Source organism: Glycomyces arizonensis DSM 44726 (assembly GCF_000482705.1).
Classification (GTDB): Bacteria; Actinomycetota; Actinomycetes; order Mycobacteriales; family Micromonosporaceae; genus Glycomyces; species Glycomyces arizonensis.
The window spans coordinates 1-26,516 of sequence record NZ_AXWO01000002.1; the positions used below are offsets into that span (position 1 = coordinate 1).

21 protein-coding genes and 2 pseudogenes are annotated in these 26,516 nt (G+C 70.0%); 14 read left to right on the forward strand and 9 right to left on the reverse strand.

All coding sequences use genetic code 11. The features are described from left to right. Positions 1–261 (forward strand): annotated as a pseudogene (locus H613_RS31275) (IS982 family transposase); the annotation flags it as partial. 11 nt (positions 262–272) lie between these two features. Here the strand turns inward: H613_RS31275 and H613_RS0102700 are convergent. Genes H613_RS0102700 through H613_RS28840 form a run of 3 tightly spaced genes read right to left on the reverse strand, consistent with a single transcriptional unit; the run spans position 273 to position 2,913 of the window. Continuing rightward, entirely contained in the window at positions 273–821 is a 549-nt protein-coding gene (locus tag H613_RS0102700) for a GNAT family N-acetyltransferase (RefSeq protein WP_026922591.1), read from the reverse strand. A 49-nt stretch (positions 822–870) separates the two neighbouring features. Further along, on the reverse strand, positions 871–1,803 hold the full coding sequence (locus H613_RS0102705) for an aldo/keto reductase (protein WP_026922592.1): 933 nt from the start codon (positions 1,801–1,803) through the stop codon (positions 871–873). Between the two features lie 45 nt (positions 1,804–1,848). Then, positions 1,849–2,913 (reverse strand): hypothetical protein, encoded by a 1,065-nt coding sequence (locus H613_RS28840; RefSeq protein ID WP_051392862.1) that lies wholly within the window; start codon positions 2,911–2,913, stop codon positions 1,849–1,851. A gap of 129 nt (positions 2,914–3,042) precedes the next feature. Here H613_RS28840 and H613_RS31605 point away from each other — a divergent pair, with 129 nt between their 5' ends. The 5 genes from H613_RS31605 to H613_RS23990 all read left to right on the forward strand — a co-directional run bounded on the left by H613_RS31605 (position 3,043) and on the right by H613_RS23990 (position 12,940). Continuing rightward, positions 3,043–4,209: a sensor histidine kinase gene (locus tag H613_RS31605; protein WP_211234679.1), complete on the forward strand. Its 1,167-nt coding sequence runs from the start codon at positions 3,043–3,045 to the stop codon at positions 4,207–4,209. Continuing rightward, positions 4,206–4,856 (forward strand): response regulator, encoded by a 651-nt coding sequence (locus H613_RS0102720; RefSeq protein WP_026922593.1) that lies wholly within the window; start codon positions 4,206–4,208, stop codon positions 4,854–4,856. The genes H613_RS31605 and H613_RS0102720 overlap by 4 nt, the downstream gene beginning before the upstream one ends. Positions 4,857–4,897: 41 nt before the next feature. Beyond that, positions 4,898–7,048 (forward strand): glycoside hydrolase family 36 protein, encoded by a 2,151-nt coding sequence (locus tag H613_RS23980; RefSeq protein WP_051392864.1) that lies wholly within the window; start codon positions 4,898–4,900, stop codon positions 7,046–7,048. 181 nt (positions 7,049–7,229) lie between these two features. Next, the gene (locus H613_RS23985; protein ID WP_051392865.1) at positions 7,230–11,525 is read left to right on the forward strand and encodes a putative Ig domain-containing protein; all 4,296 of its coding nucleotides are present in this window, start codon (positions 7,230–7,232) and stop codon (positions 11,523–11,525) included. A gap of 146 nt (positions 11,526–11,671) precedes the next feature. After that, positions 11,672–12,940 carry an alginate lyase family protein gene (locus H613_RS23990; protein WP_051392866.1) on the forward strand — a complete coding sequence of 423 codons (1,269 nt, stop codon included), beginning with the start codon at positions 11,672–11,674 and terminating at the stop codon, positions 12,938–12,940. A 38-nt stretch (positions 12,941–12,978) separates the two neighbouring features. Here the strand turns inward: H613_RS23990 and H613_RS0102740 are convergent, their stop codons facing one another. After that, positions 12,979–13,998 carry a LacI family DNA-binding transcriptional regulator gene (locus H613_RS0102740; protein WP_156925792.1) on the reverse strand — a complete coding sequence of 340 codons (1,020 nt, stop codon included), beginning with the start codon at positions 13,996–13,998 and terminating at the stop codon, positions 12,979–12,981. Between the two features lie 294 nt (positions 13,999–14,292). On the opposite strand from H613_RS0102740, the gene H613_RS0102745 reads away from it, so the two are divergent. From H613_RS0102745 to H613_RS0102755, 3 genes are read left to right on the forward strand one after another with little or no spacing between them, the layout of a single operon-like run. Next, the gene (locus H613_RS0102745; protein ID WP_026922595.1) at positions 14,293–15,951 is read left to right on the forward strand and encodes an extracellular solute-binding protein; all 1,659 of its coding nucleotides are present in this window, start codon (positions 14,293–14,295) and stop codon (positions 15,949–15,951) included. Then, positions 15,948–16,937: an ABC transporter permease gene (locus H613_RS0102750; protein ID WP_026922596.1), complete on the forward strand. Its 990-nt coding sequence runs from the start codon at positions 15,948–15,950 to the stop codon at positions 16,935–16,937. Before H613_RS0102745 ends, H613_RS0102750 begins: the two co-directional genes overlap by 4 nt. After that, positions 16,925–17,866 (forward strand): carbohydrate ABC transporter permease, encoded by a 942-nt coding sequence (locus tag H613_RS0102755; RefSeq protein WP_156925793.1) that lies wholly within the window; start codon positions 16,925–16,927, stop codon positions 17,864–17,866. The genes H613_RS0102750 and H613_RS0102755 overlap by 13 nt, the downstream gene beginning before the upstream one ends. 29 nt (positions 17,867–17,895) lie before the next feature. Here the strand turns inward: H613_RS0102755 and H613_RS0102760 are convergent, their stop codons facing one another. Then, positions 17,896–18,486, reverse strand: a complete 591-nt coding sequence (locus tag H613_RS0102760) for a TetR/AcrR family transcriptional regulator (RefSeq protein ID WP_026922598.1) — start codon at positions 18,484–18,486, stop codon at positions 17,896–17,898. Positions 18,487–18,562: 76 nt separating this feature from the next. Here H613_RS0102760 and H613_RS0102765 point away from each other — a divergent pair, with 76 nt between their 5' ends. Continuing rightward, the gene (locus tag H613_RS0102765) at positions 18,563–19,381 is read left to right on the forward strand and encodes a class I SAM-dependent methyltransferase (RefSeq protein WP_026922599.1); all 819 of its coding nucleotides are present in this window, start codon (positions 18,563–18,565) and stop codon (positions 19,379–19,381) included. 126 nt (positions 19,382–19,507) lie between these two features. After that, positions 19,508–19,888, forward strand: a complete 381-nt coding sequence (locus tag H613_RS0102770) for a VOC family protein (protein WP_026922600.1) — start codon at positions 19,508–19,510, stop codon at positions 19,886–19,888. A gap of 54 nt (positions 19,889–19,942) precedes the next feature. On the opposite strand, the gene H613_RS0102775 is transcribed toward H613_RS0102770, so the two are convergent. Together H613_RS0102775 and H613_RS0102780 are read right to left on the reverse strand one after the other, a co-directional pair. After that, positions 19,943–20,239 carry a hypothetical protein gene (locus H613_RS0102775; protein WP_026922601.1) on the reverse strand — a complete coding sequence of 99 codons (297 nt, stop codon included), beginning with the start codon at positions 20,237–20,239 and terminating at the stop codon, positions 19,943–19,945. Then, the gene (locus H613_RS0102780; protein WP_026922602.1) at positions 20,236–20,517 is read right to left on the reverse strand and encodes a hypothetical protein; all 282 of its coding nucleotides are present in this window, start codon (positions 20,515–20,517) and stop codon (positions 20,236–20,238) included. Before H613_RS0102780 ends, H613_RS0102775 begins: the two co-directional genes overlap by 4 nt. Positions 20,518–21,088: 571 nt before the next feature. On the opposite strand from H613_RS0102780, the gene H613_RS0102785 reads away from it, so the two are divergent. From H613_RS0102785 to H613_RS0102800, 3 genes are all read left to right on the forward strand, one after another. Then, positions 21,089–21,556, forward strand: a complete 468-nt coding sequence (locus tag H613_RS0102785; protein ID WP_026922603.1) for an NUDIX hydrolase — start codon at positions 21,089–21,091, stop codon at positions 21,554–21,556. A 253-nt stretch (positions 21,557–21,809) separates the two neighbouring features. Continuing rightward, a complete protein-coding gene (locus H613_RS23995; protein WP_051392867.1) occupies positions 21,810–22,181 on the forward strand; it encodes a hypothetical protein in 372 nt (123 codons plus the stop codon). Positions 22,182–22,188: 7 nt separating this feature from the next. Further along, a complete protein-coding gene (locus tag H613_RS0102800) occupies positions 22,189–22,389 on the forward strand; it encodes a hypothetical protein (RefSeq protein ID WP_026922604.1) in 201 nt (66 codons plus the stop codon). 12 nt (positions 22,390–22,401) lie between these two features. On the opposite strand, the pseudogene H613_RS0102805 reads toward H613_RS0102800, so the two are convergent. Together H613_RS0102805 and H613_RS0102810 are read right to left on the reverse strand one after the other, a co-directional pair. Beyond that, positions 22,402–22,734: pseudogene (locus H613_RS0102805) on the reverse strand (Scr1 family TA system antitoxin-like transcriptional regulator); the annotation flags it as partial. A gap of 939 nt (positions 22,735–23,673) precedes the next feature. Next, on the reverse strand, positions 23,674–25,362 hold the full coding sequence (locus tag H613_RS0102810) for an HNH endonuclease (RefSeq protein ID WP_026922606.1): 1,689 nt from the start codon (positions 25,360–25,362) through the stop codon (positions 23,674–23,676). Between the last annotated feature and the right edge of the window lie 1,154 nt (positions 25,363–26,516).

Genomic DNA, 26,516 nt, shown 5'->3' on the forward strand with positions numbered 1-26,516 from the left:
GAGCTGAAGATCGTCTTCGCCCGCCCCGACAAGAAGAACGAACCGTTCAAACACGGCAGCCTCGGCGGTGTCCGACAACGCATCGAGGCGATCATCGACACATTGAAAGACCAGCTCACCCTCGAAGACCACGGCGGGCGCACCACCGAAGGCGTCTTCGCTCGCGTTGCCGCCCGCATCCTCGCCCTGACCGCCGCCATCTGGAACAACTGGAGGACCGGACAACCGGTCCTCCGCTCCCTCACGGCCTACGACCATTAGGAATCAATCATCTAGGGTTCGGGGTCGCGCAGGCCGACGCAGTCGTGCTGCCAGAAGACCGGCGAGTACACCAGTGTGCCGGTCATCCACGGCTCGTGCGCGGCGAGCGGGTAGACCTGGAACGCGGCGTCGGGGATGCGCAGCGACGGCTTGCGGAAGCCGAGGCCGCCGCCCGGCCGGAATCCGAGCCGCCGGTAATACGCGGGGTCGCCTTCGAGGAACACCAGCGGCACCGAGCGCTCGTCGAGGATCTCCAGCCCGCGCCGGATCAGCGCCGAGCCGACCCCGCGCCGCTGCTTCTCGGGCCGCACGCCGACCGGGCTGAGCACCTGCACCTCGGCGAGCCGCCGCGGCGCGTCGAGCAATGACGTGGTGAACAGGACGTGGCCGACGACCTCGCCGCCCTCGATGGCCACCAGCGAGAGCCCCGCCGATTCGGCGAGCGTCGCCCGCAGCGCGTCGTTCAGGTCGGCCACTTTCGCGCCGTCGCCGCCGAAGGCCGTCTCGTGCACGCCTCGCACGGCCGCTGCGTCGGCGGCCCGTTCCTCGCGGATCTCCATGCCCGGACTGTAGCGGGGGCCGATCGCCGGGTGAAGTGGTTTTCCCGGCTCAGAGGTCGGCCGCCGGGACGAGGGCGTCGAGTTCCTCCCACAGCGCCTCGGGGATGTCGACGGCCAGCAGGTCGAGGGTCTGCTGGACGCGCTCGGGTCGCGAGACGCCCACGACGGTCGAGTCGACGAGCGGGGACCGCACCGAGAACTGGAGCGCCGCCGCGGCCAAGGGCACCCCGGCCCGCTCGCACGCCTGCGCCATCGTCGCGGCGCTCGCGCCGAAGGCGTCGCCGCGTTCGCGGTACATGTACCTCGGCTGCGCCCGCGGCCCCTTCGCGAGCATGCCGCCGCCGTAGGGGGCGGCGTTCAGCACGCCGACGCCGTCGGCGCGCGCCTTGGCGAACAGCGCCTCGGCGGACCGGTTGAGCAGGGTGTACCGGTTGTGGATGAGCACCGCGTCGAACTCGCCCGTCTCCAGGTACCGCTCGGAGACCTCGATCGAACCGGACGCCACCGCCAAGTGGCCCGCGACGCCGCTGTCGCGCAGGGCGACGAGCGCTTCGAGCGCCCCGCCGGGAGCGAAGCCGTCCTGCGACATGAACTCGGGGTCGTGCAGCGCCAGGATCGGCAGGCGGTCCACGCCGAGCCGCGCAAGGCTCTCCTCGACCGAGGCCCGCACCCGCGCCCCCGAGTAGTCCCCGGTGACCGGGTCGGGGTCGACCTTCGTCTGGAGGACGAAGCCCTCCGGCAGGCCGCCGCGCCGCCGGATCGCCTGGCCGACGCGGCGCTCGGCGAGCCCGTCGGCGCCGTAGCCGTTGGAGGTGTCGAGGAAGTTGACCGGGCTGTCGAACACCGCCTCGACGGTGGCGAGAGCCTGCGCTTCGGCGACGTCGTAGCCATAGAGCGGCGCCATGTTCGCGATCGGGCTCGTCCCGACGCAGAGGCGGCTGACCTCGAGCCCGGTGCGGCCGAGCACTGTCCTGTGTTCCATGACGCCCAATCCGTGTTCGGTTCGCGCGCGCCCTGCGCGCGGCGTTCAGCCTAGCCGGGCCCGGTCGCACACGGCGCAGGCGCCGCGGCGCCGCCGGTGGTAGGCCATGGCCGCCGTGAACAGCGCGCCGCCCCACACCACCCAGAACACCTCGGGCAGCGTCAGCGGCCAGGTGCTCGCCGTGACGCCGTCGATCGCCACCAGCCGCAGGTACATGCCGGCCGCCGAGGTGACCAGCGCCGACACCAGCACCGCCGGGGCCACGGCCAGCATCGGCGGGACCCGCCGCCCCCGCAGGCCGATCATCCAGCGCGGGAACACCTCGCCCCAGCGCTGGATCAGCCCGAGCGTGAGCACGGCCCCCACCGCGCCGAGGGTGGCGAGCGACGCCCCGGCGAGCCACAGGCCCTCTTCTCGGCCTTCGCGGTAGAAATCGGGGTCGATGCCGAGGCTGAAGCCCAGTGCCCAGGCCCACCGGGTGGCGCAGTACAGCAGCGGGGTCGCGAAGGCGATCCACGTTGCGGGCTTTCCCCACCGGTCCAGCGCCGACGGGCCCTCGCCCTCGCTCCGCCCGCACGAGGCGCAACCGCCGGTGACCTTGCGCCGGTAGGCGACGGCCGTGAGCGCCCACGCGATCCCCGCCAGCAGGCACATGAGCAGGTTCAGCCGCGGCATGAGGTACAGATCGCCCCAGGCGAACGCGTCGGCCCAGTCGGTGAGCGGCTTGGCGACGAGCATGACCGGCGTGTAGGCGACCACGATCAGCGTGCGGTAGTCCTGGACGGCGACCGTGAGCCCGACCGCGACGACCCAGCCGAAACCGGGGAGCAGCCACCGGAACGCCCCTCTGGCGTAGCCGCGCGCCATGAGCACGGCCGCGACAGCGCCCACCAGGCCGAGGACGGCGATGACGGGCCCGGCCGCCTCGGGCGTGGCCCGCCCCAGGAGCGAGACCTTGAAGGCCATGTCCGGCTCGGCCATGAGTTCGGCGTCGCCGGTGCCGAAGGGGAACCCGGCGCCGCCGAGAGTCCAATAGAGGCCGAGCAGTCCGTACGCCAGCGTCCAAGCGGCCGTGGCGTACCCGATCCATCGATGCCATGTGCTTCTCATGCCTTCCAGTCTCTGAGCGCACGAGCAGGGAGGCCATGTGCCGATCGGCGCTTCCTGCGGCCGAGGGCGGCGTCCGATGGCCCGAACGGCATATCGCATCCGTACGCTTGTGCGCTTAAGCTCGGCGGTGTGATCGGACGACGAACAGCGGCGGCGGCGGGGACGCTCGCCTTGGTGATCGGGGCGGTGCGGCTGCCCGCCGACCCCGCCGTGCTCATGGCCGGGCCGATCGCCGCGGGCCTCGCCGTCGCGGTGCTCCTCGCGGTCCGAAGCGCGAGCCCGCGGCTCGTCCCCGCGGTGGTGATCGCGGCCGGTGCGGCCTCGATCGCGGTGACCGTGCTGATGCGGACGGCCGTCGGCACCGGTGCGGAGCCGGGGGCCGTGACCGGCCTGTGGATCCTGCTGGAACCGGCGTTGTTCCTGGCGCTGGTCTACGTGCCGGTGCGGTGGTCCCCGCCCGGGGTCGCCGCCGCGGCGGCGTCGGCGGCCGGTGCGGCCTCGGCGCTGGTCGTGCAGCGCTTCCTGCCCGGTGACCCGTTCTGGGCCGACCTGGCGGCGAGCGCGCTGTGGCTGGTCCCCTCGCTGGGAGCCGCCGCCCTGGCCTGGTACCTGCGGTGGACGGCGGCCGAACGCGAGCGCGCCGCGCTCGAGGCGCGGCGCGAGCAGCGGCTGCGGCTGGCCGGTGAACTGCACGATTTCGTCGCGCACGACGTGAGCGAGATCGTGGCCCGAGCCCAGGCCGGGAGAATGGTCCTGGCCGTGGGCGACCCGAAGATGGCCAAGCTGCTCGAGCAGATCGAGACCGCCGGGGTCCGGGCCCTCGGGTCGATGGACCGCACCGTGCACATGCTGCGCGACGAGGCGGGCGCGCGCTCGCCGGTCGGCGGCCTCGACGACATCGACGAGCTCGCCCGGCGGTTCGCCGAGTCGGGGAGGACCGAGGTCGTCGTCGACCGGCGGCTGTCGGCCGACGTCGGACGCGAGAACGGCGCCGTCGCCTACCGCGCGGTGGTGGAGGCGCTGACCAACGTCCGCCGCCACGCCCCCGCGGCCCGGTCGGTCGCGATCGAGCTGACCGACGCCGACGGATGGCTGCGGGTCTCGGTCGCCGACGACGGGCCGGGCGAGCCCCGGTCGGGACCGCGGTCCTCGGCTGGCCTGGGCCTGCCGGGCATGGCCGAGCGCGCGGCGAGCCTCGGCGGCACCGCGGAGGCCGGTCCGCGCCGCCCGCACGGCTGGCTGGTGACGGTCAGGCTTCCCTTGCCCGACGACGACATGCATGGAGTGACGACGTGACGATCCGGATCCTGATCGCCGACGACCAGGAGGGCATCCGCGACGCGTTCCGCATGGTGCTGGACGCCCAGCCGGACATGCGGGTGGTGGCCGAGGCGGCCGACGGGCGCGGTGCCCTGGAGCAGGCGCGGCACCTGCGGCCCGACGTGGTGCTGGCCGACATCCGCATGCCCGGCCTCGACGGGCTGGAGCTGACGCGGTCGCTGGCCGGCCCCGAGGCCGCCGATCCGATGAGGGTGATCGTGGTGACCACCTTCGACCTCGACGAGTACGTCTACACGGCACTGCGGGACGGCGCCTGCGGCTACCTGCTGAAGCGTTCGGGCCCGACGCTCCTGATCGAGGCGATCCGGGCCGCGATGTCCGGCGACACGCTGATCAGCCCGCAGATCACGGTCAGGCTGCTGCGGAGGATGGTGCCGCCGAAGCCGCCGACCGCCGTCGGCGGGACGCTCAGCGACCGGGAGCTGGAGGTGGCGCGGCTGGCGGCGCGGGGGCTCACCAACGCCGAGATCGGCGCGGAGCTGTTCATCAGCGCCGGGACGGTGAAGAACCACCTGGCGAGCGTCCAGCGCAAGCTCGGCGTCGCCAACCGCGTCGGCGTCGCCGCCTGGGCGTGGTCGACCGGCCAGGTCGCCCCCGGCTGAGCGCCGATGGGCGCTCGTGTCGGGTGGGGTAGATGTGTATCGTGTGGGATAACGATATCCCACATCGAGCGCCCCCGTTCCGGCGCGAACACCCGACCAAGGAGCCAGCCATCGCCATCGGACTCGAAGCCGGGCGCCCGCCCGCGCCACCGCTCTCATTCGTCGACCTCGGCGGGGACGCCGACCGGCCCGTCTCGCTCGTCGGCATCGGCCCCTCGGCCTCGTTCGGGCGCGCCGACGTCCCGCTCGTCGAGCTCTTCACCGCCGAAGAGCAGCGCGAACGCACCAGCCAGGCGTACTTCCGCTCCGCCGTCGGCGCCCGATTGCGCTACACCGGCCACCAGGTGTCGGGCGGCCCCGAAGGCGACCGCGTCACCGTCGCCCAGCGCGACGACCGCACCGGCCTCGCCGTGCGCACCACTCTCACCAGGCCGCACGGCACGCGGGCCGTGCGCCTCCAGAGCGAGATCGAGAACACCGGCTCATCGCCGGTGCTGCTCACGGCCGTCTCCACCGCCACATTCGGCTTCGGACGGTCCGAAGCGGACCTCGACGGCTTCACGCTCGCCTATGCCCGCAGCGAGTGGCTCGCCGAGAACCGCTGGCGCACCGAACCGGTGCGCGACCTGCTCCCCGGCGTCGACCTCGCCTTCCACGGGCAGGACGGCCGCGGCCACTTCGGCTTCGGCAGCCACGGCGCCTGGTCCACCGGCGAGCACCTCGCCGCCGGGGTCCTCGCCGACGCCGCCACCGGCGAGGCCCTCGCCTGGCAGCTGGAGACCGGCACCGCCTGGCACTGCGACCTCGCGCAGGCCGGGAGCGGCGGCATCGTCAGCCTCCTCGGCCCGGCCGACCTCGAACACCACTTCGCCCACGAACTCGAACCGGGCGGCCGCTTCACGACCGTCCCGGCGGCCATCGCCGTCGCGGACGGCGGCCCGGACGCCGCGATCGCCGAGCTCACCCGCTACCGCCGTCGCTCGCGCCCGGTCAGGGAGGCCGACGAGGCGCTCCCGATCGTCTACAACGACTTCATGAACACGCTCATGGGCCAGCCGTCCACCGAGGCCCTCAAGCCGCTGGTCGACGCCGCCGCCGAGGCGGGCGCGGAGTGCTTCTGCATCGACGCGGGCTGGTTCGCCGACCCCGCGATCGGCGACTGGTGGGCGACCGTCGGCGAGTGGCGCGAGGCCCCCGGCCGCTTCTCGGGCGGGCTGAAGGCGATCGTCGACCACATCCACGCGCGCGGCATGCGCAGCGGCCTGTGGCTCGAACCCGAGGTCGTCGGCGCGCGCAGCCCCATGGCCGAGGCGCTCCCCGAGGAGGCGTTCTTCCACCGCTTCGGCCGCCGCGTCCAAGAGCACGAGCGCTACCACCTGGACTTCCGCCACCCCGCGGCCCGCGCCCACCTCGACGCTGCGGTCGACTGCCTCGTGGCCGACTACGGCATCGGCTACCTCAAGCTCGACTACAACATCAACCCCGGCCCCGGGACCGAGTGGCGCGCGGCGGCGGCCGGGGACGGCCTGCTCGCCCACGCCCGCGCCTTCCGCGACTGGCTCGTCGAAGTGCAAGGGCGCCACCCGCAACTGCTCGTCGAGAACTGCGCCTCGGGCGCGATGCGCGCGGACCACTCGCTGGTGGCGGTGACGCACCTCCAGTCGACGAGCGACCAGCAGGACTTCCGCCGCTACCCGCCGGTCGCGGCCGCCGCCCCGGCGACGATCCCGCCCGAGCGGTGCGGCAACTGGGCCTACCCGCACGCCGACATGACCGACGAGGAGAGCGCGTTCACCCTGGCCACGGGCCTGTCCGGGCGCCTGTACCTGTCCGGTTTCCTCCACGAGCTGCGCCCGGGGCAGACCGCGCTCGTCCACGAGGCGGTCGAGGTCCACAAGGGCCTTCGCGAGCGGCTGCCGCGAGCGGTGCCGTTCTGGCCGCTCGGCCTGCCCGAGTGGGACGCGCCGGTCGTCTGCCTGGGCCTCGACACCGGCGACGGCCGGGCACTGCTCGTCGTCTGGGACCGCGCCTCCGAGCCGTCGCACATTGCCGTTCCCGGTCTGCATGGCACTGCGGCGCAGGTGTTCCCGAAGCGGCTCGAGCCCTGGGCCGTCGAGGCCGGTGCGGGCGGTCTGGAGTTGCGGACCGTCGCCGGGCACTCGGCGCGGGTCTTCGAGGTGGTGATCGGCTGACTCCCGCGTAGAAAACCATATCCCCGAGAGTTCGCCGTGCTCCGCCCCTTGCTAAGCACACGCTTACCAGATATGGTGCCGATAGATGGATAACGATATCCCGGTTCGTCATCCCGAAGCTCGATCGACGGCCGGGGCCCTCGCCCCGGTCGCGACCAGACCCCTTGGAAGGGACTGTCCAATGAAGCAAGCCGAGGAACGCAGGCCACTGCGCCTCACCTCGCTGATCGCCGCGCTGGCGGTGACGACGGGGTCATTGGCGGCGGCCGCGGCCCCCGCCCAAGCGGAGGAGACCGCCGCCGACCTGCTCACCGACCACGTCGTGGCGATCCACGAGACCGTCTCCGACGCCGGTTTCGCCCACCCCGGCATCGGACTGAGCGCCGACGACCTCCGCAATGCCCAGGCGCAGGCACGCGCGGGCGTCGAACCGTGGGCCTCCTACTTCGCGGCGATGACGGCGACGGACTTCGCGTCCACGACCTACCGCGCCTCCAACGCCCTCTCCGCCGAGGAGCCCGACCGGCCGCTGGACGACAGCTTCGACCACGGCGGCCTGCGCAGCCGCGAGACCAACGACTCCTTCGGCGCCCTGACGCAGTCCCTCATGTGGGTCATGACCGGCGACGAGGTGTACCGCCGCAACGCCATCCAGGCACTGCGCGCCTGGTCCGGCATGGACCCCGACGCGTACGCCTACTTCCCCGACGCGCACATCCACACCGGCAAGCCCCTCTCCCAGTTCCTCATGGCCGCCGAGATCATCCGCGCCACCGACCCGATCGACGACGACACCCCCGGCGAATACGGCGGCTACGACGTCGCCTGGAGCGCCGAAGACGACGAGCGCCTGCTGGACAACCTCGCCCACCCGATCGTGGAGACCTTCCTGTACTCCAACGAGAAGTGGATGAACCAGCACAACTTCGGCCTCTACGGCCGCATCGCCACCGCGATCTACGACGACGACCCCGACGCGTACGCCACCGGCGTCGAGTGGCTCACCGTCAACGCCTCCTACGACGGCTACGACAACGGCGCGATGGCCCCGCAGATGCCCTACATCGAGGCCGACGACCCCGACAACCCGTACGGGTACGGCTTCGTGCAGGTCCGCGAGATGGCGCGCGACCAGGCCCACGCCGAGACCAACATCGACAACTTCACCGCCCTGGCCCGCATGCTCGACGTCCAGGGCACGAAGGTCGACCCGGTCGCCGGGACCGTCTCGACCGCCGACGACGCCGTGAGCGCCTACGACTTCCTCGACCACCGGCTCCTCGACGGCGCGAACGCCTTCTACGGCTTCATGATGGGCGCCTGGACGCCGTGGGTCGAAAAGCGCGGCGAAGGCTGGGACGGGACCGTCTCCCAGGCCTACCGCGGCCGCCTGTTCAACCCGCTCTCCGAGCTGTACTACCAGTACACCTACGAGAGCGGCGTCGACGTCGAGGCCGAGGCCCCCTGGCTCGCCGAGCTCCACTCGCGCATGGACGGCCCGTACTACCACTACGGCTCCGGCACGGCGAACTTCTGGGCCCCCGGCGACAAGAGCCCCGAGTACTGGGTGGCCTTCCCCGAGGAGCTCGCGGGCACCGAGCCCACCTCCATCGAGGACACCGAGCTGAGCATGGGCCGCTACAGCCTTCAGCTCGACGACCGCACCGAACTGGTCACCGAGGACGGCCGCACCTTCGCCAGGGCGCACGTCGACGAGGAGGGCACCACCAGTGTGATCAGCCGGATGATGTTCTCCGACAGCGCCATCGGGCTGCTCGTGCGCACCGACGGCCCGGCGCTGCTCGAAGTGCTCGACAAGGAGGCGCCCTCCGAGCTGAACCCTGACGAGACCGAACCCGAGACGCTCGCCTCCGTGGAGCTGCCCGACACCGAAGGCCAGTGGCGCTACGTCACCTATCCCTCCGGCGGTTTCAACACCCACTTCTACCGCCTGACCGGCGCAGGCGGCACCACGGTCGACCTCGACACCGTCACGCTGGAGGCGGACGCCGAACTCACCGCGCCGCGCTTCGAGCAGGACGAGGACCGCTACTACCTGTGGGCGCGCGACGAGGCGACGATCGACCTGTCCGCCACCGACGACGGCGGCTCGGTCGCCTATGCGGCGGACCTGCCCGAGGGCGCCTCGCTCGACGCCGAGACCGGGATCCTCACGTGGGAGCCCTCGAAGCGCGACCGGGGCCGCCACGACGTCCAGGTCGTCGCCGACGACGGCGAGACCGTCGCCGTGCGGACCTTCGAACTGGCCGTCGCCAAGGACCAGAAGAAGCTGATCCGCGCCGCGCTCGCCGACGGCTACGACGACGACGCGGTCTACACGACCGTGAGCCGCGAGCGCTTCGAAGCCGCGCTCGACGAGGCCGAGGACGCCGCCAGGCACGGCTCCGACGAGGACTTCCGGGCCGCCTTCGCCGCGCTCCTCGACGCGATGGACGGCCTCGAACTGCTCAACCCGACGCTGGAGGACGGGACGCTCGACTACACCGGCATGGTCACCTCGACGGTGATCGGCGACGGCGCCGTAGCCGCCCTCGCCGACGGCGACACCGGTTCCCACGCCGGTGACCTGCGCGCCGCCTCCTTCACGCTCGACTTCGGGACGCAGTACCGCGTCGCGGCCGACGAGTTCGGCCTCCAGGCCCGCTTCTCGTTCCCGATGCGCTCCCAGGGCACGAACGTGTACGGCTCGAACGACGGCATCTCGTGGACGCTCCTGACCGAGCGCGAGTCCAGCGAGACCAACGACATGGAGACGATCGGAGTCGTCGCCGAGCACCGCGGCGAGGCGTTCCGCTACTTCAAGCTCCAGGTCGACGACCCGGGCATCCCGATCGACCCGGCCTATCCGGGCATCTGGTCGGTCGGCGAGTTCCGGATCTCCGGCGAGCGCAGCGAAGTGGCCGGCACCGTCACCGACGTGTCGCTCTCCTCCGACGACGCGCTGCGCGAACGCGTGACCGCCGGTGACAGTGTCGCCCTGGCCTTCTCCAGCGCCACGCCGATCGACGACGTCGCCGTCACCATCGGCGGCGAGGCCGTCGAGGCCACCAGCGAGGACGGCCTGTCGTGGACGGCCGCGACCGAGCTGGGCGAGGTGACCGGCGGCGGCCTCGTGCCGATCACGATCGACCACACCACCGACGACGGCGTCCGGGCCGCGACGGTCCTGGGCACCACCGACGGCTCGCAGCTGTACGCCTCCGACGAGCGGAACCTCGTCGACCTCGCCGCCGCCGCGCAGGTGGTGGACGCGAACGGCGACCCCGACCCGGCGAAGGCCGCCCAGGCCGCGGCGATGCTCGACGGCGACACCGGCACGCACAGCGACATCGGCGCCGTAGACGGCGAGTACGACGTCATCTGGGACTTCGGCGAGGGCGGCACCGTCGCGCTCGACCGCGCCGACTTCCTGGCCCGCCAGGACGACAACGGCCTCACCCGCATGAAGGACCAGGTGATCGAGGGTTCCAACGACCTGAGCGAATGGACGGCGCTGACCGGCCCGACCGCCGCCGAACTCGACTGGCAGAACCTCGACTCGCTCGACGACGGCACCGGCTACCGGTACCTGCGGGTGGCCAACGGGAACATCATCGGCATCGCCGAGCTGCGCCTGTTCGGCACCGTCGGCATCGACCTCGACGCCGTCCTCGCCCGCGCCGACGCCGAAGACCTGTCGGCCCACTCCCGCGCCTCGGCCATCCTCTTCGGACGCGAGGTCGAGGCCGTCCGCGCGGCGGGCGAGGAGCCGGACGCCGACCGGAACGCGCTCGCGCTGCGCCTGCTCGACGCCTGGTCCCTGCTCGAAGACCCGCCGGTCGCCGCCGCCGCGATCGATCGGTGGTGGGTGACGGCCAGCTCGCCGTCCTGGGACGGCGAACGCGACGCCGCGGCCAACGGCTGGGCGATGTTCGACGGCGACAGCGCCACCTTCACCGACACCGAGCAGTCCACCGGCTGGGTGCGGGTCGTCCCGACCGAGGAGGCCGCCCTCCGCGTCGAGACCGTCGAGTTCATGCCCCGCTCCGGCTACGCCTCGCGAGCCGACGGCGTCCAGTTCCAAGGCTCGGACGACGGCGGCCAGACGTGGGAGACGTTCGCGACCGCCGCAGCTCCCGCCGAAGGCTGGAACACGATCGCCCTGGCCGAGGCCGTCGAGTACGGAGCCGTGCGCGTCTACGCGCCCAGCGGCAACGCCAACCTCGCCGAGGTCCGCTTCACGAGCCGCATCGTGGACACGACCGGGCTCGACCTGTACCTGACCGAGACCGAGGCGCTGACCGAAGGCGACTGGACGGCCGAGACCTGGGCCGCCCTCGCCGAGGCCCGAGACGCCGGGCTCGCCCTGCGCGCCGAGGGCGCCGAACCGACGCAGGAAGAGGTCGACGCCGCGGCCGACACGCTCGCCGGAGCCATTGCTGCCCTTAGTCCTGCCGCCCTGGTCCCCACTCAATGACCTGATGAACCGCCCGGCGGCCGCCCCACCAGGACGGCCGCCGGGCACCGGAGAACACCGGCGCCGCACGACGTCTTACGCAAGACCCGATCCCCGGCATGCGCCGTGCGGCGCCGCACCACCTCGAGAGCAACGGAGCTCGAACCATGTCACCGAAAACCATGACCAGAAGGAAACTCATCGGAACGACCGCCGCGGCGGGAGCCCTCGCGGCCACCGGCATCGCCGGCATCCGCGCCGCCACCGCTGAGGAGGCGGCACCGAATCAAGCGCGGGCCCAGGCCTTCGCCCACCCCGGCATGCTCCACACGCGGGCCGACTTCGACCGCATGGCCGCCAAGGTCGCCGCGGGCACCGAGCCGTGGACCTGGGGCTGGGACAAGCTGGTGGCCAACGGCCACTCGCAGACCAGCTGGTCGCCGCGCCCGACCGAGACGATCATCCGCGGCGGCGACGGGCAGAACTACCCGCAGCTGTACCGCGACGTCCACGCCGCCTACCAGAACGCCCTGCGCTGGAAGGTCAGCGGCGACACCGCCCACCGCGACAAGGCCGTCGAGATCTGCAACGCCTGGTCCGGCACCCTCCAGACCGTCACCGGCAACGCCGACCGGTACCTGGCGGCGGGCATTTACGGCTACCAGTTCGCCAACGCCGCCGAGATCGTCCGCGACGCGCCCGGCTTCGACCTCGGCCGGTTCCAGCAGATGATGGTCGACGTCTTCTATCCGCTCAACGACTGGTTCCTGGTGAACCACAACGACGCGTGCATCACGAACTACTGGGCCAACTGGGACCTGTGCAACATGGCCTCCATCATGGCCATCGGGATCCTCACCGACGACCAGGGCATGGTCGACTACGCCGTGGACTACTTCTGGAACGGCGAGGGCAACGGCTCGATCGGCAACGCGATCCCGTTCGTCTACGACGGCCTCGCGCAGTGGCAGGAGTCCGGCCGCGACCAGGCGCACTCCATGATGGGCATCGGCCTGATGGCCACGATCATGGAGATGGCCTGGAACCAGGGCCTCGACCTCTACTCGGCCAGGGACAACGCCTTCGGCAAGGCCGCCGAGTACGTCGCCCGCTACAACCTCGGCCACGACGACGTGCCGTTCACGACCTACTCGTGGGGCACGGGTCAGAACTGCGCCTACCGCGAGCAGACCGTCATCGGCGAGGGCGGGCGCGGCCAGGCCCGGCCGGTGTGGGAGATGGTCTACGGCCACTACACCCAGCGCCAGGGCTACGCCATGCCGAACGTCGCCGCGATGGCCGGTCAGCACAGCCCCGAGGGCGGCGGCGGCGACTACGGCCTCAACTCCGGCGGCTTCGACTCGCTCGGCTTCGGCACCCTCGCCTACGTGCGACTGCACTGGAACGACATCCCCGACGACCTGCGGCCGCTCTGATGTGGACGGCATCGCGGCCGGGCCCGGCCGCGATGCCGTCAGCTCCGCGGCGGCGCGGTCGACTCGCGGACGACCAGCTGCGGCACGGCCACCGACGTCCGCACGTCCGTCTCGCCGTCGATCAATTGCGACAGCAGCCCGAAGGCCCGCTCGCCGAGGTCCTCGAAGTCCTGGTCGACCGTCGTCAACGACGGCCGCCACAGCGCGACCAGCGGCTGGTCGTCGAACCCGACCACCGAGATGTCCCGCGGCACGTCGATGCCGCGGTCGGTCAGCGCCCGCATGGCGCCGAGCGCGATCTCGTCGTTGCCGCAGAACAGCGCGGTGACGTCGTCCCTCCCGGCGATCCGCTCGCCCCACCGGTAGCCCGACTGCGCGTCCCATTCGGCGCTCATCACCTGCGGCACCTCGGCCTCCGCGGCCTGGAGGGCCGCCCGCCAGCCCTCGGTGCGCCCGGAGTGCTTGCCCTCGGTGGGGCCCGCGACGTGGTGCACGGTCCGGTGCCCCAGGCGCAGCAGGTACTCGGTGACCTGGCGGCCCGCGGCCCGCTCGTCGATGAGGGCCGCCGGGGCGCCTCCGGCGCGGCGGGACCCGCCGCCCACGGCGACGACCGGCAGCCCGTCCGGCAGGGACTTGGACGCCTGGATCCCGGCCCGGTCGAATTCGAGGACGATCGCGCCCGCGGTCGGCTGCGACAGGGCCAGGTCGATGGCCCGCTGCCGCTGCGCGTCGTCGGATGACTCCACGACGGTGATCGAGACCGACATCCCGGCGTGGCGCGCGGCGGTCTCGATGCCCTGGATCGTGCGCGCGTAGCCGTAGTTCGCGGTGGCGCCCGCGAGCACCGACACGAGGGTGCGCTTGCTGGAGCGCAGCGAGCGGGCGGCGCTGTTGGGCCGGTACCCGAGGACCCGCACGGCCTCGTGCACCCGCTGCGAGAGCTCGGGGGCGACGTACTTGGAGCCGTTGAGGACGCGCGAGACGGTCGGGACCGACACCTTCGCCGCCTTGGCGACGTCGGCGAGGACTGGGGCGCGGTACGGCTTCGAGGCGGTCATGGTCATGAGGATACGAGGCGCCCGGAGACCGCCGGGCAGCAGACCCGGCGAAGGATAGTCGTTTTCCTATTTTGCGGATCCACTCGCCTCAATCCATAACTCTCGTGAGCAGGATAAAAGCTCAATGATATCGAAATGTTAGCGATCATCTGCCGAAGGCGTTGACCATCTCCGAGCGTGGTGATAACGTTCTCCCAACGCGGCAGCCTCCGCGCCGGACCCCCGGCCCCGGCCGCCGCCCCATCCTTCCGCATCGGCCTTCAACCCCCCATACGTTCCTAGGAGGACCCCTTCATGGTCGAAATGACGCGCCGCAATCTCCTCGGCGCCATCGGCATCGGCGCAGGTGGCCTCGCCACGGGCGGAGCGCTCACCGCGTGCAGCGGTCCGGCGGGCTCCGCCGAGTCGGGCACCGACTTCGCGATGCCGACCTACCAACCCGCGCCGGACCTCGGCATCGAGCCGTTCCACGCCAGCGAGACCCCCGGCATGCAGAACGTCTACACCGAGCCGGTGACGGACTTCTTCAAGTCCGTCGACCGCGGGCCCGGCTCCGGCGGCACCGTCACCAGCTTCCAGCTCACCTGGGGCGAGCCGTCCACCCCGCTCGACGAGAACCCCTACTGGCAGGAGCTCAACGAGCGCCTCGGCGTCGGCTTCGAGCCGACCTTCGTGCCGCAGCCGACCTTCGACCAGAAGTTCTCCACCATGCTCGCCTCCGGCGAGGTCCCCGACCTCGTCTTCGTCAACGACCAGTCCGCCGTCAACCTCCAGGGCATCCGCGACGGCGCCTTCGCCGACCTCTCCGACGTCCTCGCGGGCGACAACATCCTCGACTGGCCCAACCTCGCCGCCCGCAAAGAGGACATCTGGCGCGCCAGCCTCAAGGACGGCCGCGTCTACCAGATCCCCTCCACCGTCTGGGCCATCACCAACGTCATCGTCATGCGCACCGACCTGCTCGGCCAGACGAGCACCGGCACCGCCCCGGCCGACGCCGACCAGCTCCTGGCCGCCCTCAAAGCGGTCACCGCCCTCGGCTCGGGCCCCGGCGGCCAGCAGGTCTACGGCGTCAACAAGTACGAGCCGGCCATGTGGCGCTGGATCTTCAAGACCGGCCCCGACTGGCGGCTCGGCGACGACGGCAAGCTCGTCCACGTCACCCAGACCGACGAGTACAAGGACATGCTCACCTGGCTCGCGGGCGCCTGGAGCGAAGGCGTCTTCGACCCCGTCGCCATGACGACCAACCCGGCCGACATCGTCTCCGGGGCCGCGATCGAGTACCGCGCCGTGTCCAACACCTTCACCGGCGCGGCGGGCCTGGCCCAGGACGAGGCCGACCTGCCCGGCGCCAAGGTCGACTTCTTCGACGTCCCCGGCTACGACGGCACGGCCCCCGTCATCGTCCGGAACATCCCCTACGGTCGCTCCACCTGCGTCTCCGCCGCCGCCGCCGAGGACGAGGACCGCTTGGTCGAGATCCTCAACGTGCTCGACTACCTCTCGGCCCCCTACGGCTCCGAAGAGGCCCTGTTCGTCGGCTCCGGCATCGAAGGGCGTCACTATACCTTCGACGAGAACGGCATCCCGGTCAGCACCAACGAGCACACCGGGGAACTCGGCGTCCAGTACGTCGGCGTCGTCAGCGGCCCGAACGACTACTACGGGCACCCGATGAACGCGGCGTGGGCCGAGCGCTTCTCGACCGTGCTCGAGAACATGGCCCAGAACTCCGTCGCCCGCCCCCTCGAAGGGCTCGAGACCGAATCGAACACCTTCGTCACCAAGGGCGCCCAGCTGGGGCAGCTGTGGGACGACTTCGAGCGCGGCGTCGTCACCGGCCGCGAGAGCGCGGACGACCTGGAGTCCTTCGTCGACGACTACATGGGCCGGGGCGGCGAGCAGATCCGCTCCGAATACGAGCGGGCCCTTGAGGAACGCGGCGAGTGAGCGCGCAGGCTGAGACCGACGCGGGACCGCGCGCCGATGAGGCCCCGCCGAAGCCGGCGCCCGCGCGGCGCAAACTGACGCTGCGGCAGCGGATGTGGCGCGAGCGCTGGGCGTACACGTTCATCGTCCCCGGCGCGCTGTTCTTCCTCGTCTTCGCCTACGTGCCGATGCTCGGCAACGTCGTGGCGTTCCAGGACTACACGCCGTTCCGCGGCTTCGGCGGCTCCACGTGGGTCGGCCTGGCCAACTTCGAGGCGATGCTCTCAGACCCCGAAGTGCTCATGGCGCTGCGCAACACGCTCATCATCGCGGTGCTCCAGCTGGTCCTGGCCTTCCCCGCGCCGATCGCGCTCGCGCTGCTTCTGGACTCGCTCATGTCGGCGCGGGTCAAGCGCATGGTCCAGACCGTCGTCTACCTGCCGCACTTCCTGTCGTGGGTCATCGTCATCTCGGTGTGGCAGCAGGTCTTCGGCGGCGGCGGCCTCATCGCGGGCGTCCTCGACGGCCTCGGCGTCTCCGGCTTCGACGCGATGACCAACGCCGACACGTTCAAGCTGCTGGTCGTCGCCCAGACCATCTGGAAGGACTGCGGCTGGGGCACGATCATCTTCTTCGCCGCGATCGCGGGCATCCCCCAGGACCGCTACGAGGCGGCCGCGATCGACGGGGCGGGAGCCTGGCAGCGGATGCGGCACGTGACGCTGCCGGGCCTGGTGCCGGTGGCGACGCTCCTGCTCATCCTCAACATCGGCTCCATCCTCACCGTCGGCTTCGAGCAGCTGCTGCTCCAGCAGCCCATGGTCGGCATGGACGCCGCCGAAGTGCTCGACACGTTCGTGTACTTCCGGGGCGTGCTCGGCGGCGAATGGGGCATCGCGACGGCCGCCGGACTGCTCAAGGGCGTCATCGGCACGGTGCTCGTGCTGGCCGCCAACAGGTTCGCCAAGCGACTCGGCGGGGAAGGGATCTTCTTATGTCGGCATTGACCGTCGGAGGCAAGCCCCTCCCCGAGCCGGTGCGGCGCCGCCGCGCCGCGGGCCTCCCGCCGTGGATGAACGCGCCGCCCTGGTGGGTGCGGTCGCTGAAGACGCTCGCGATCGTCCTGATCGTGCTGATGTCGGCCTACCCGCTGATCTACGTGATCGCGATGAGCTTCGCCGCCCCCGAGCAGGCCAGGGCGGGCGTCGTCTTCCCCACGGAGTACTCGCTCGACGCCTACCGCACCATCTTCGAGGGCGGGACGGTCACCGTCGGGCTGCGCAACTCGCTGTGGCTGACCGTGGTCGGGACGACCCTGTCGCTGGTGTTCACCTCGATGCTCGCGTGGGGCCTGGCGCGGACGCGGCAGGTGCCGGGCGCCAAGGCCGTGCTGATCATGGTGCTGGCCACGATGTTCTTCAGCGCGGGCATCATCCCGAACTTCCTGCTGGTCAAGGCGCTCGGCCTGCTCGACTCGCTGTGGTCGCTCATCATCCCGGGTCTGATCTCGGCGTTCAACATGATCGTCATCCGCAACTTCTTCATGAATCTGCCGCAGGAGCTCATCGAGGCGGCGCGGATCGACGGGGCGGGGGAGTGGAGGATCTTCCTGCGGATCGTCCTGCCGCTGTCCAAGCCGGTGCTCGCGGTGATGGCGCTGTTCTACGCCGTCGGCTACTGGAACACGTACTTCAATGCGCTGCTGTACATCAACGACGCGGAGAAGTGGCCGATCCAGGTGGTGCTCCAGCAGTACGTGCTCGCGGGCGTGACGATCCCCGGATCGCTCCCGGTGGCCGACCAGCCGCCACCGCCGCCCGGCGTCACGTTGCAGATGGCCGTGATCGTGCTGGCGACCGTGCCGATCCTGCTCGTGTACCCGTTCTTGCAGCGGTACTTCACGAAGGGCGTGCTGACGGGCGCGATCAAGGGCTGAGGAAGGAGGCCGCGCGGTCAATCCCGCTCCTACCGCGTACGCAACACGGAACCGACCACAGTGGTCACGACCTTGCGGACGGCCTCGGCGTCGGGCCGCGCGTCGCGGTCGGCGAACAGCAGGTGCGCGCCGCCGACGAGCGTCGGGGCGAGCCCGTCGATCTCGGCGTCGGCGGCGATGCGGCCGAGGTCCCGCTCCTCCGCGAGGTAGGCCGCGATCATGTGGACTCCTTCGGTCAGGGCCGGGACCCCGGCGGGCCACACCTTGCGCAGGCGGACGCGCAGCCCCAGGCGGAAGGTCATGAGCGGGACGATGGCGACCGCGACCGAGCCGAACAGCGCGGTCAGCGCGTCCGTCAGGTTCTCGACCACGGTTCCCGTGCCGGCCGACTCCCGCAGCAGCGCGGCCTGCGCGTCGAGCCGCTCGACGCGGTCCATGACGAACTCGGCGAGGAAGTCGTCGAAGTCGGTGAAGTGGCGGTGGAGGACGCCCTTGGCGACCTGCGCCTCGTCGGTGACTGCACGGCTGGTCAGCGCGCTCGGGCCGTCCCGGAGCAGCAGGCGTTCGGCAGCGTTGAACAGCTGCGTCCGCGGATCGCGGAGGGCCACTCCTGTCGGCACCGTGCACCACCTCTGCTCGTGTCTCTTCAATCCTGCCAGATTGACAAGTGGGCAGATGCCCATTTAGAGTGGGCACATGACCACTAGGCCATCGAACCAGCTCCCTGAAGTACACCGCGCCCGCGATGCCGCCGAATCCTTCGGCGTCGACGCCGCGCGCTACGACCGCACGCGCCCCACCTACCCGGCCGAGATGATCGACCGCCTCGCCGCCGCGGCCCCCGGGCGCGACGTGCTCGACGTCGGCTGCGGCACCGGCATATCCTCGCGCCTGCTCCAGGAAGCGGGCTGCCGCGTGCTCGGCCTCGACGTCGATGAGCGCATGGCCGAGTTCGCCAGGGGCAAGGGCCTTGAGGTCGAAGTGGCGAAGTTCGAGGAATGGGAGGCGAAGGGCCGCACCTTCGATGCCGTGGTCGCCGCCCAGACCTGGCACTGGGTCGACCCGGTGGCGGGAGCGGCGAAGGCGGCGGAGGTGCTGCGCCCCGGCGGCCTCCTGGCCACGGTGTGGAACGTCGCGCAGCCGCCGCTGGACATGAGCAAGGCCTTCGCGGAGGCGAGCATCCAGGTCTTGCCGCCGCAGATGGCCGAGATGTTCAAGAAGTCGGGCGTCGAGAAGTCCGCGCTGGAGGGCTACCAGGTCATGTTCGACAACGCGGTGCGCGGCATCCGGGAGGCGGGCGGCTACACGGAGCCGGTCGAGTGGCGGACCGCCTGGGAGCACGAGTACACCCGGGACGAGTGGCTCGATCAGCTGCCGACCGGCGGCATCTACACCAGGCTCCCGAAGCCGAAGCTCGACCAGTTGCTGGAGGCCACTGGAAGGGTGATCGACGAGGCGGGAGGCGCCTTCACCGTCCAGTACACGACGGTGGCGGTGACGGCCGTCCGCTCCTAGAACGCCCCGCTCTTACCCAACGCCGATCGGTGATCGCGCGAAACCGTCCGCATGAGGGTGCAAACGGCCGGACGCCGCGTTCAGAAAACACTTTCGGCTTCGGCCTGCCCGTGGCAGGATCGACGGATGCTGAAACTCACCGATTTCATCATCGACTGCCCGGACCCGATGGAGCTGGCGAGGTTCTACTCCGAAGTAGTGGGCCGCCCGGTCAAGGAGGACAGCGACGACGACTGGGCCGGCATCACCTACGGAGAGGTCGAGCTGGCCTTCCAGCGGGTAGACGACTACCACGCCCCGACCTGGCCGAGCAGCGAGCACCCCAAGCAGTACCACCTCGACTTCGAGGTGGACGAATTCGGGCCCGAGCAGCGCCGCGTCACCGAACTGGGCGCGACGCTGCGGCAGAACTTCATCAACGACAAGGGATACGGCTGGCAGGTCTACACCGACCCGATCGGCCACCCCTTCTGCCTGTGCCGCAACCCCGGCGCGGTGTGGCCCTAGGAGTTCACGACGGCCGTGGGCGGTTACCTGCCTCGGTGATCACCCGCGGCCCATTCATCCGTCGCAGGTGCGGATGATGGAGTCCTTGCGGCGCCAGAGGTCGGTGGCGAAGTCGAGGACGGCGAGGGTGCGGGCGGGATCGTCCTGGTGGAGCCAGGCGAGGTTGTCGGGTGCGGCGACCAGGCGTGGGAGGCCGTCGAGGTGGGTGACCCGGCCGATGAGGGCAGGTTCGGTCTCGACGAAGGTCACGCGCAGGGAGGACTGCCGCCAGATCCAGGCGAAGGCCAGGTCGCAGCCGTCGATCTCGCGGTAGCCGAATACCGGGAGCTTGTCGACGAAGTGCAGGCTCATCCGTCCACCTCCGCCTCGTGCTGCGCGGCGTGCAACCAGATCCCGGCGGCGTGCTCCTTGGCCACGCGCCGCAACGCGGGGGACCACTCGGCCCGGTACAGGTGCAGGCGCGAGAACGGCGACCCGATCCGGTTGATATACCCCAGATCCACCACAGGCTCAGGAGAGATGCGACGCAGCCGCACCGAAGTGGTAGACCTCCCGACAACCTGGTAGACCTCGATCCGCCGATGCTCCAGGTTGAACCGCCCGAGAACGATGCGTTCAGGGTTGGTCATGCGGCACCACCCCACGAGAAACCGATGAGGTTGGCGAGGACGCCGCGAAGCGAAGGAGAGCTGAGGCACGAAGCGAGCAGCTTCACCGCCGAACGCCGCTGCGGGCAGCCGTGAGCGCCCCACTTGTGGTGGCACCACTCGCACCGCAAGCGGCCGAGACCGAACCAGGTCCGGTACGGCTGGTGGAGTTCCAGGTCGATTTTGACCGAGGCGGGAACCGGGTCTTGGGGTAGGCTGAAGCCAACCATGGGAGGTTTCCTCTCTGGTGAGGGGCGGGCTGCCGACACTTGTTTGCCGACTAGGGACGGCAGCCCGCCGCGTTTCGGTATTCGTTTGGCGCGTGCTGGATACACGCGTGCTGAAACTCTTGCACATCATTTGGCGCCTCGCAACTTACGACACGCTAACGGTCCAAAAGCGTCTAGAGACCGCCGTCACACCAGCCTAATCACGTTGGTGCGGAACGGAACAAGGATGTCCGTCGCCTTGAACGACTCTTCTTGTTGGATCCGCTCTCCGCAGCGGTGGAGCTCAGATTGGGCGATAGGGTCCGGTGTGGAGGTGTGCGGGGATGAGTTTCCGGCTGGCGGCGTATGCCGTGTGCGTTGAGGACGGGCGGGTGTTGCTCGCCAGATATGTTCCAACGACCGGCGAGGACCACTGGACCCTTCCAGGAGGCAAGGTCGAGCACGCGGAGGATCCGTTCGATGCGGTGATCCGGGAGGTAGCGGAGGAGACCGGCTGCGATGCTGTGGTCGAGCGGCTGCTGGGGGTGGACTCGAGGGTGATCCCCGCAGCGGACGCGCGTGCCGGAATCGAGCACCAGAATGTCGGCATCTTCTACCAGGTCACCATCACTGGTGGTCAGCTCCGACCCGAGGTGGACGGCGATATCGCCGAGTCGGTCTGGACCCCCCTCCCCGAGGTTGCCCGTCTGCCTCGTTCGGGACTGGTCGACATCGGCCTAGCCTTGGCGCAGGCGCTCCCGGTAACCGGGCACGTCGCTCCCGTCCCGGTGGGTGGCTTGATCCAGCACTGAGATGCCACTGGCATCGACCGTCCGCTACCAGAACGAGTGATGCTCGGTGTTGGTAATCGGCGCTGAGGGTGCGCCAGGTAATCTTGATGAGTGTCATTTGCGGCAGCGAAGCACCTCGCGGCGGGGCTTGCCCTCATCGATAACCTTGGGTCATGACGCTGTTCCGTGAGGCCGGACCCGACGACTTCGAGTCGATCTTGCGGCTCTTGTGCTGCCCCGGCCTCGAACCGGTCGGTCAGGAGCAGGAGCACGAATGAGCAGCACCGCAGGCACCGCACCGACCGAACAAGACCGGCCGCCGATTACCGTCATCTGCGGCAGCACCCGCTTCATGGAGGCCATGGCCGATGCCGACCGGGCCCTGACCTGGCGGGGCCGCATCGTGGTGAAACCCGGCTGCGACATGAAGGCACCGCACCCGCTATGGGCCGACCCTGCCGAAGCGGACGCGGGGAAGGCCCGGCTGGACGCGCTGCACCGGGCCAAGATCCGCCTCGCCGACGACGTCCTCGTGGTCGGCCCCTACATCGGCGACTCCACCCGCGCCGAGATCGTGTACGCCCGCTCCCTCGGCAAGCCGGTGCGCTTCACGCACCCCGAAGTCGATCCAGCGCTCGCTGAATAGGAATGCCATGCCTGGCCGGACGTCGACCAGCCGCATCAGAATCCGCGGCACACCCGAGCTGACCCAGGCCGTCCATGATCACCTGGCCGAGCGGTTCACGACCGTCTCCCCCAGCGGCGACCTGGAGCGGTCCGACCGCAGTGGCCGCGCCTTCTTCGACCGGTACCTGGTCATCGCCGAGACCGGCAGCGAGGACGATCGCGACTGAGCGACTCCATCCTCACTGCACCAATCGCAACCGCCAACGCCGACGGCGGCACCGAAATCGGTGCCGCCGTCGGCAGATCCGCACGCGAATGTAGTGGTCCTTCTGTACCTGCCGGATGAACTCGATGGCGCGGTCCTCGGACAATGCCGAGTCCGCCAGCAGACGATAGGCGTCGTCATACTTCGTGACAAACGCCGGGTCATTGCGGTATAGTCCCTCGCCCATCAGTTCCAGGTAGACGACCCCGAATCCAGGGGCCACATCGAACCGCAGCAGCTTGAACGAGCAGGTCATCGCCGGAGTGACCCCGGAGCTGTTGGGGATGACGCGCAGGTCCACATGGTCGCGCTCGGGTAGGGCTTCAGTCGGTCAGCGACCGCGAGGCAGGAAGGGGCTGGGGCTGTCCCTGTGTCCTCGGGGTCGTTGCCGGTTGCGCTTCAAGCGGGCAGCGACAAAGACGGGAGTGGAGGGGCGGGGTGGGTTCTCGAAGACGGCATGCCGTTTCCGAAGTTATCCACAGGCTCAGAAACTTTTCCTTGACCGGTTTTGGGGCGTCTGTCAGGCTGGCGAGGACTTTCGTGGTGTGCAGGACGGCGGCGGGTGGGTACAGAGGGGCGGGGTAGCGCCCCCAGGGGCGCCCGCCGGGCGCCCTGGAGCCGCGCGGGTGTCTCGGTGCAGGGGTCGGTCGGTGGTCTTGGGGTTGTCTCTTCGGTTGGGTTTCAGGCGAGTCAGTGACCGTGAGGGAGGAGGAGATCGGAGCGGCACGGTGTCTTCGGGGCATCTTCGGTCGGGCTTCAATCGGTCAGCGACCACGGGGTGGAAGAGAGCTGGGGCTGTCGCGGTGTCTCCGGAGTCGCCTTCAGTCCGGCTTCAGACCAGCAGCGACCGCGAGGTAGGAGAGAGCCGGGGTCGGTCGGTGTCTCGGGGGTGGTGTTCGGTTGGGCTTCAGGCGGATCAGCGATGGAAGGTGGAGGAGGGGTTGGGGTGGCCTGTCGGCGTGGAGGTGCGCTCGGGTGGGGGTTCAATCGATCGGCGACCGCGAGGTGAGTGGGGCTTGGGTCGGTCAGTGTCCTTGGGGTCGTTGCCGGTTGGGCTTCAGGCGTGTCATCGATGAAGAGGTGAGTGGGTGCCGGGGTGGTCGGTCGGGGTGGGGGTGGGTCGGTGGGCTCCGCCTGGTTCGCTTCCTTCTTGGGGTGTGGCGGCGGGGGGGGGGGTCTGGGGGGGGGGGTTTGGGGCCTGGGCAGGGGGAAGGGCTCGAACCCGCTGGGGATTCGAGCTGAGCGCCTATGGGTGCTCTGTCCCCGCCGCAGTGGCCTGCGGCGGGCAGGGTAAGAAGGGAACGGGGTCATCCGTCCCAGTGGTGCCGGTCACTCCTACTGGTGTCAGGGTCTCCCGGTCAGCTGGGGGTGAGGTCTGCTCGTCTTCGCCTGCCGTGCCCGGCTCAGTTCCGTCTACTGTGTCCTGTCCGGGTGTGCCGGTCGCCTCCTGCCTGGCGGCTGGTGTGGCGAAGCGGGCGCGTACCCGTGCTCGGGCGGCTTTGATGTCGGTTTCGAGGTGTGCTTGTTCGATCTGTTCGGCGGTCTCGCCCAGGTCGGCTGTGATGCCTGGTCCCCATTCTTCGGGGTAGAGCCCGGTGGGGAAGATGTTCGCGGCGTCGGTCTGGAAGTCGAGGTCGAGGTCGGCGTCGGTGCGGTAATCACTGCACCCGCACCGCAGATCCGGGTCGGTCTCGGTGTCCTCGTGGCCGTCGTGGTGGACGATCAACGCCTGCCCGGGGCCGGTCTTCTCAATCGACCACCCATTGGTGTGGATGCGGCCGTGGTGGAATCGGCATAGGAGGATCAGGTTCTCGGCTGTCGTGGATCCGCCGTCGGCCCAGTGGGTGAGGTGGTGGGCTTCGGTCCATTGGACCGGGAGGTGACAGCCCGACCAGGCACAGCCGAAGGGCTGTTCGAGTTCGAGCTTGCGGCGGAGGGCGGTGGTGGGGAGGCGTTCGGCCCGCCCGAGTTCGATCGCTTCGCCGGTGGTGTAGTTGAACACCGAGGGGATGATCTTCGCCTCGCATGCGAGCAGGCGGGCCTTGGCGACACTGATCGGCTTGCCTTCGAGCATGGGGACCCTGCCGGTGTCGTGCCCGGCGAGGGTGTCGGTGTCGACGGTGAGGTTGAGGTGGCAGGTTTCGCCGTGTCGGGTGGGGGCCTTGGGGTCGTTGGCGTAGACCGTCAGCATCTGGTGCAGCGCTTCGGCCCGCCGGTTCGCCGCCGGAGGCAGGACGCCGTCGTCGTCGACCTCGTCTTGCCTGGGGGGTGGGGTGGCGGTGGTCAGGAGTTTGGCGAACATGGCGCCGGTGTCGGCGGTGAGGAGGCCCGAGAGGATCCACATGCCGTTGTCGGTCTCGGTCAGATCCACGCGTTGGAGGGATGCTTGTCCGAGCCCGTCGAGCAGTTCCTCACCCGAATCCAAGGCCGCTTCGAGTTCGTTGAGGTGGGCGTGGACGTCTCGCACGGTGGTGTGTTGGCAGTACTGGGCGATCAGGTGCTCGGGGGTCGCGCACAGCACCGAGGGGTTGAAGGGGGAGGGGACCGGCTCGCGGTAGGGGGTCTTGGCGTACACGCGGAGGGCTTGGGTGGCGTCCAGGCGCCTGACCGCGGCAGCGACCGCATCGATGCGGGCGGCACCGGAGGTGGCGGCCTCGGCCAGGATGGTGAACTTGCGGGCGAGGCGGGCGATGGCCGCCAGATCGGCCGCCACCCGGGTGTGGAAGTCGAAGGTCTCGACCAGCCACGCCCGCAAAGCCGAGAACCCGTCCACATCCCGGTGGATGTTCCACGCCCTGGCTTCGATGACATCGGCCAGGACCTTCGCATGCACGCCGTTGATCAGGGCGGCGGCCTCATCAAGGTGTGCATGGATGGCTGCCGAGCGCTCGGTCCGCTCCTGGCGGCTGGGCTTCCTCGCTGCGCTGGTGGCCATGTCACACCTCCTCGGTTCGTTCAGGCCTTCCGTTTCGGCTGGTTCGTGCTATACACCAATGATCCCAGGTCAGGGCCGGTTCGTCATCACCCGAAGGAGGCGAAAGGTTTCATGTTTCGGCCCCAACCCCCATGCCCGCCAAGGCAACAGATCGACCCGCATAAGTACTCCGCAAGGGGACAGGCGGGCCTCAGTGTCGAAGAAGGGGCAGGGGTGGAGGTCTCGTCTTTGTCGCCGCCCGCTTGAAGCCGTACCAAAAGGGACCCCACCGCCGAAGAGGGACGGAAACGAGCACGCCCGTCTTTGTCGCTGCCGCAGCGCACCGCAACCCTCCACGGCACCGATCCCGCCAATGAACGAAGGGCCATTGCCGGGCTCCCCAGGCGCCGTCCCCGATCATGCGGGACGGGAACGGCCACCCCCACCGATCGACCAACGAGGCCGTTCGGCCAACGGCGCCGTTCGGCCAGCAACCGCGATCGCCAGGCAGTGATGGTTGGTAAGCGTCGATGTTCGACTCGTAACCCCACGCTGGGCGCCCGTGGGGCGCCGGGGGCGCTACTCCGCCCCTCTGTACCCGCCCGCCGCCGTCCTGCACACCACGAAAGTCCTCGCCAGCCTGACAGAGGGCCGAAAACCGGTCAAGGAAAAGTTTTTCGGCCTGTGGATAACTCCCGACGGCGGCGCGCTGGGCCTGTGGACAACTCCCCGTGGCCGCGTGCGGGGCCTGTGGACAACTCACCGAGATGGCGTGGTCCACCTGCGGATACTTGGGGAACGGCGTGCCGCCTTCGACGACCCACCCCGCCTCTCCACTCCCGCCTTTGTCCCGCCGGCTTGAAGCCGTACCAAAAGGGACCTCACCGCCGAAGAGCGACCGAGGCGAGATGTCCCGTCGTTGTCGCTGTCCGCTTGAAGTTGGCTCACGATTACCTCACTGCCTAAGGGGGACCGAGATGAGCACTCTCGTCTTTGTCGCCGCTTGCTTGAAGCCGCACCCACGGCCACCCCACCGCCGAAGAGCGACCGAGGCGAGATGTCCCGTCTTTGTCGCCGCCTCAGCGCACCGTAACCTTCCACGACACTGATCCCGCCAGCGTCCCAACGACCATTGCCGGGTTCCCCAGGCGCGATCTTGATGAGGGCGAGACGGG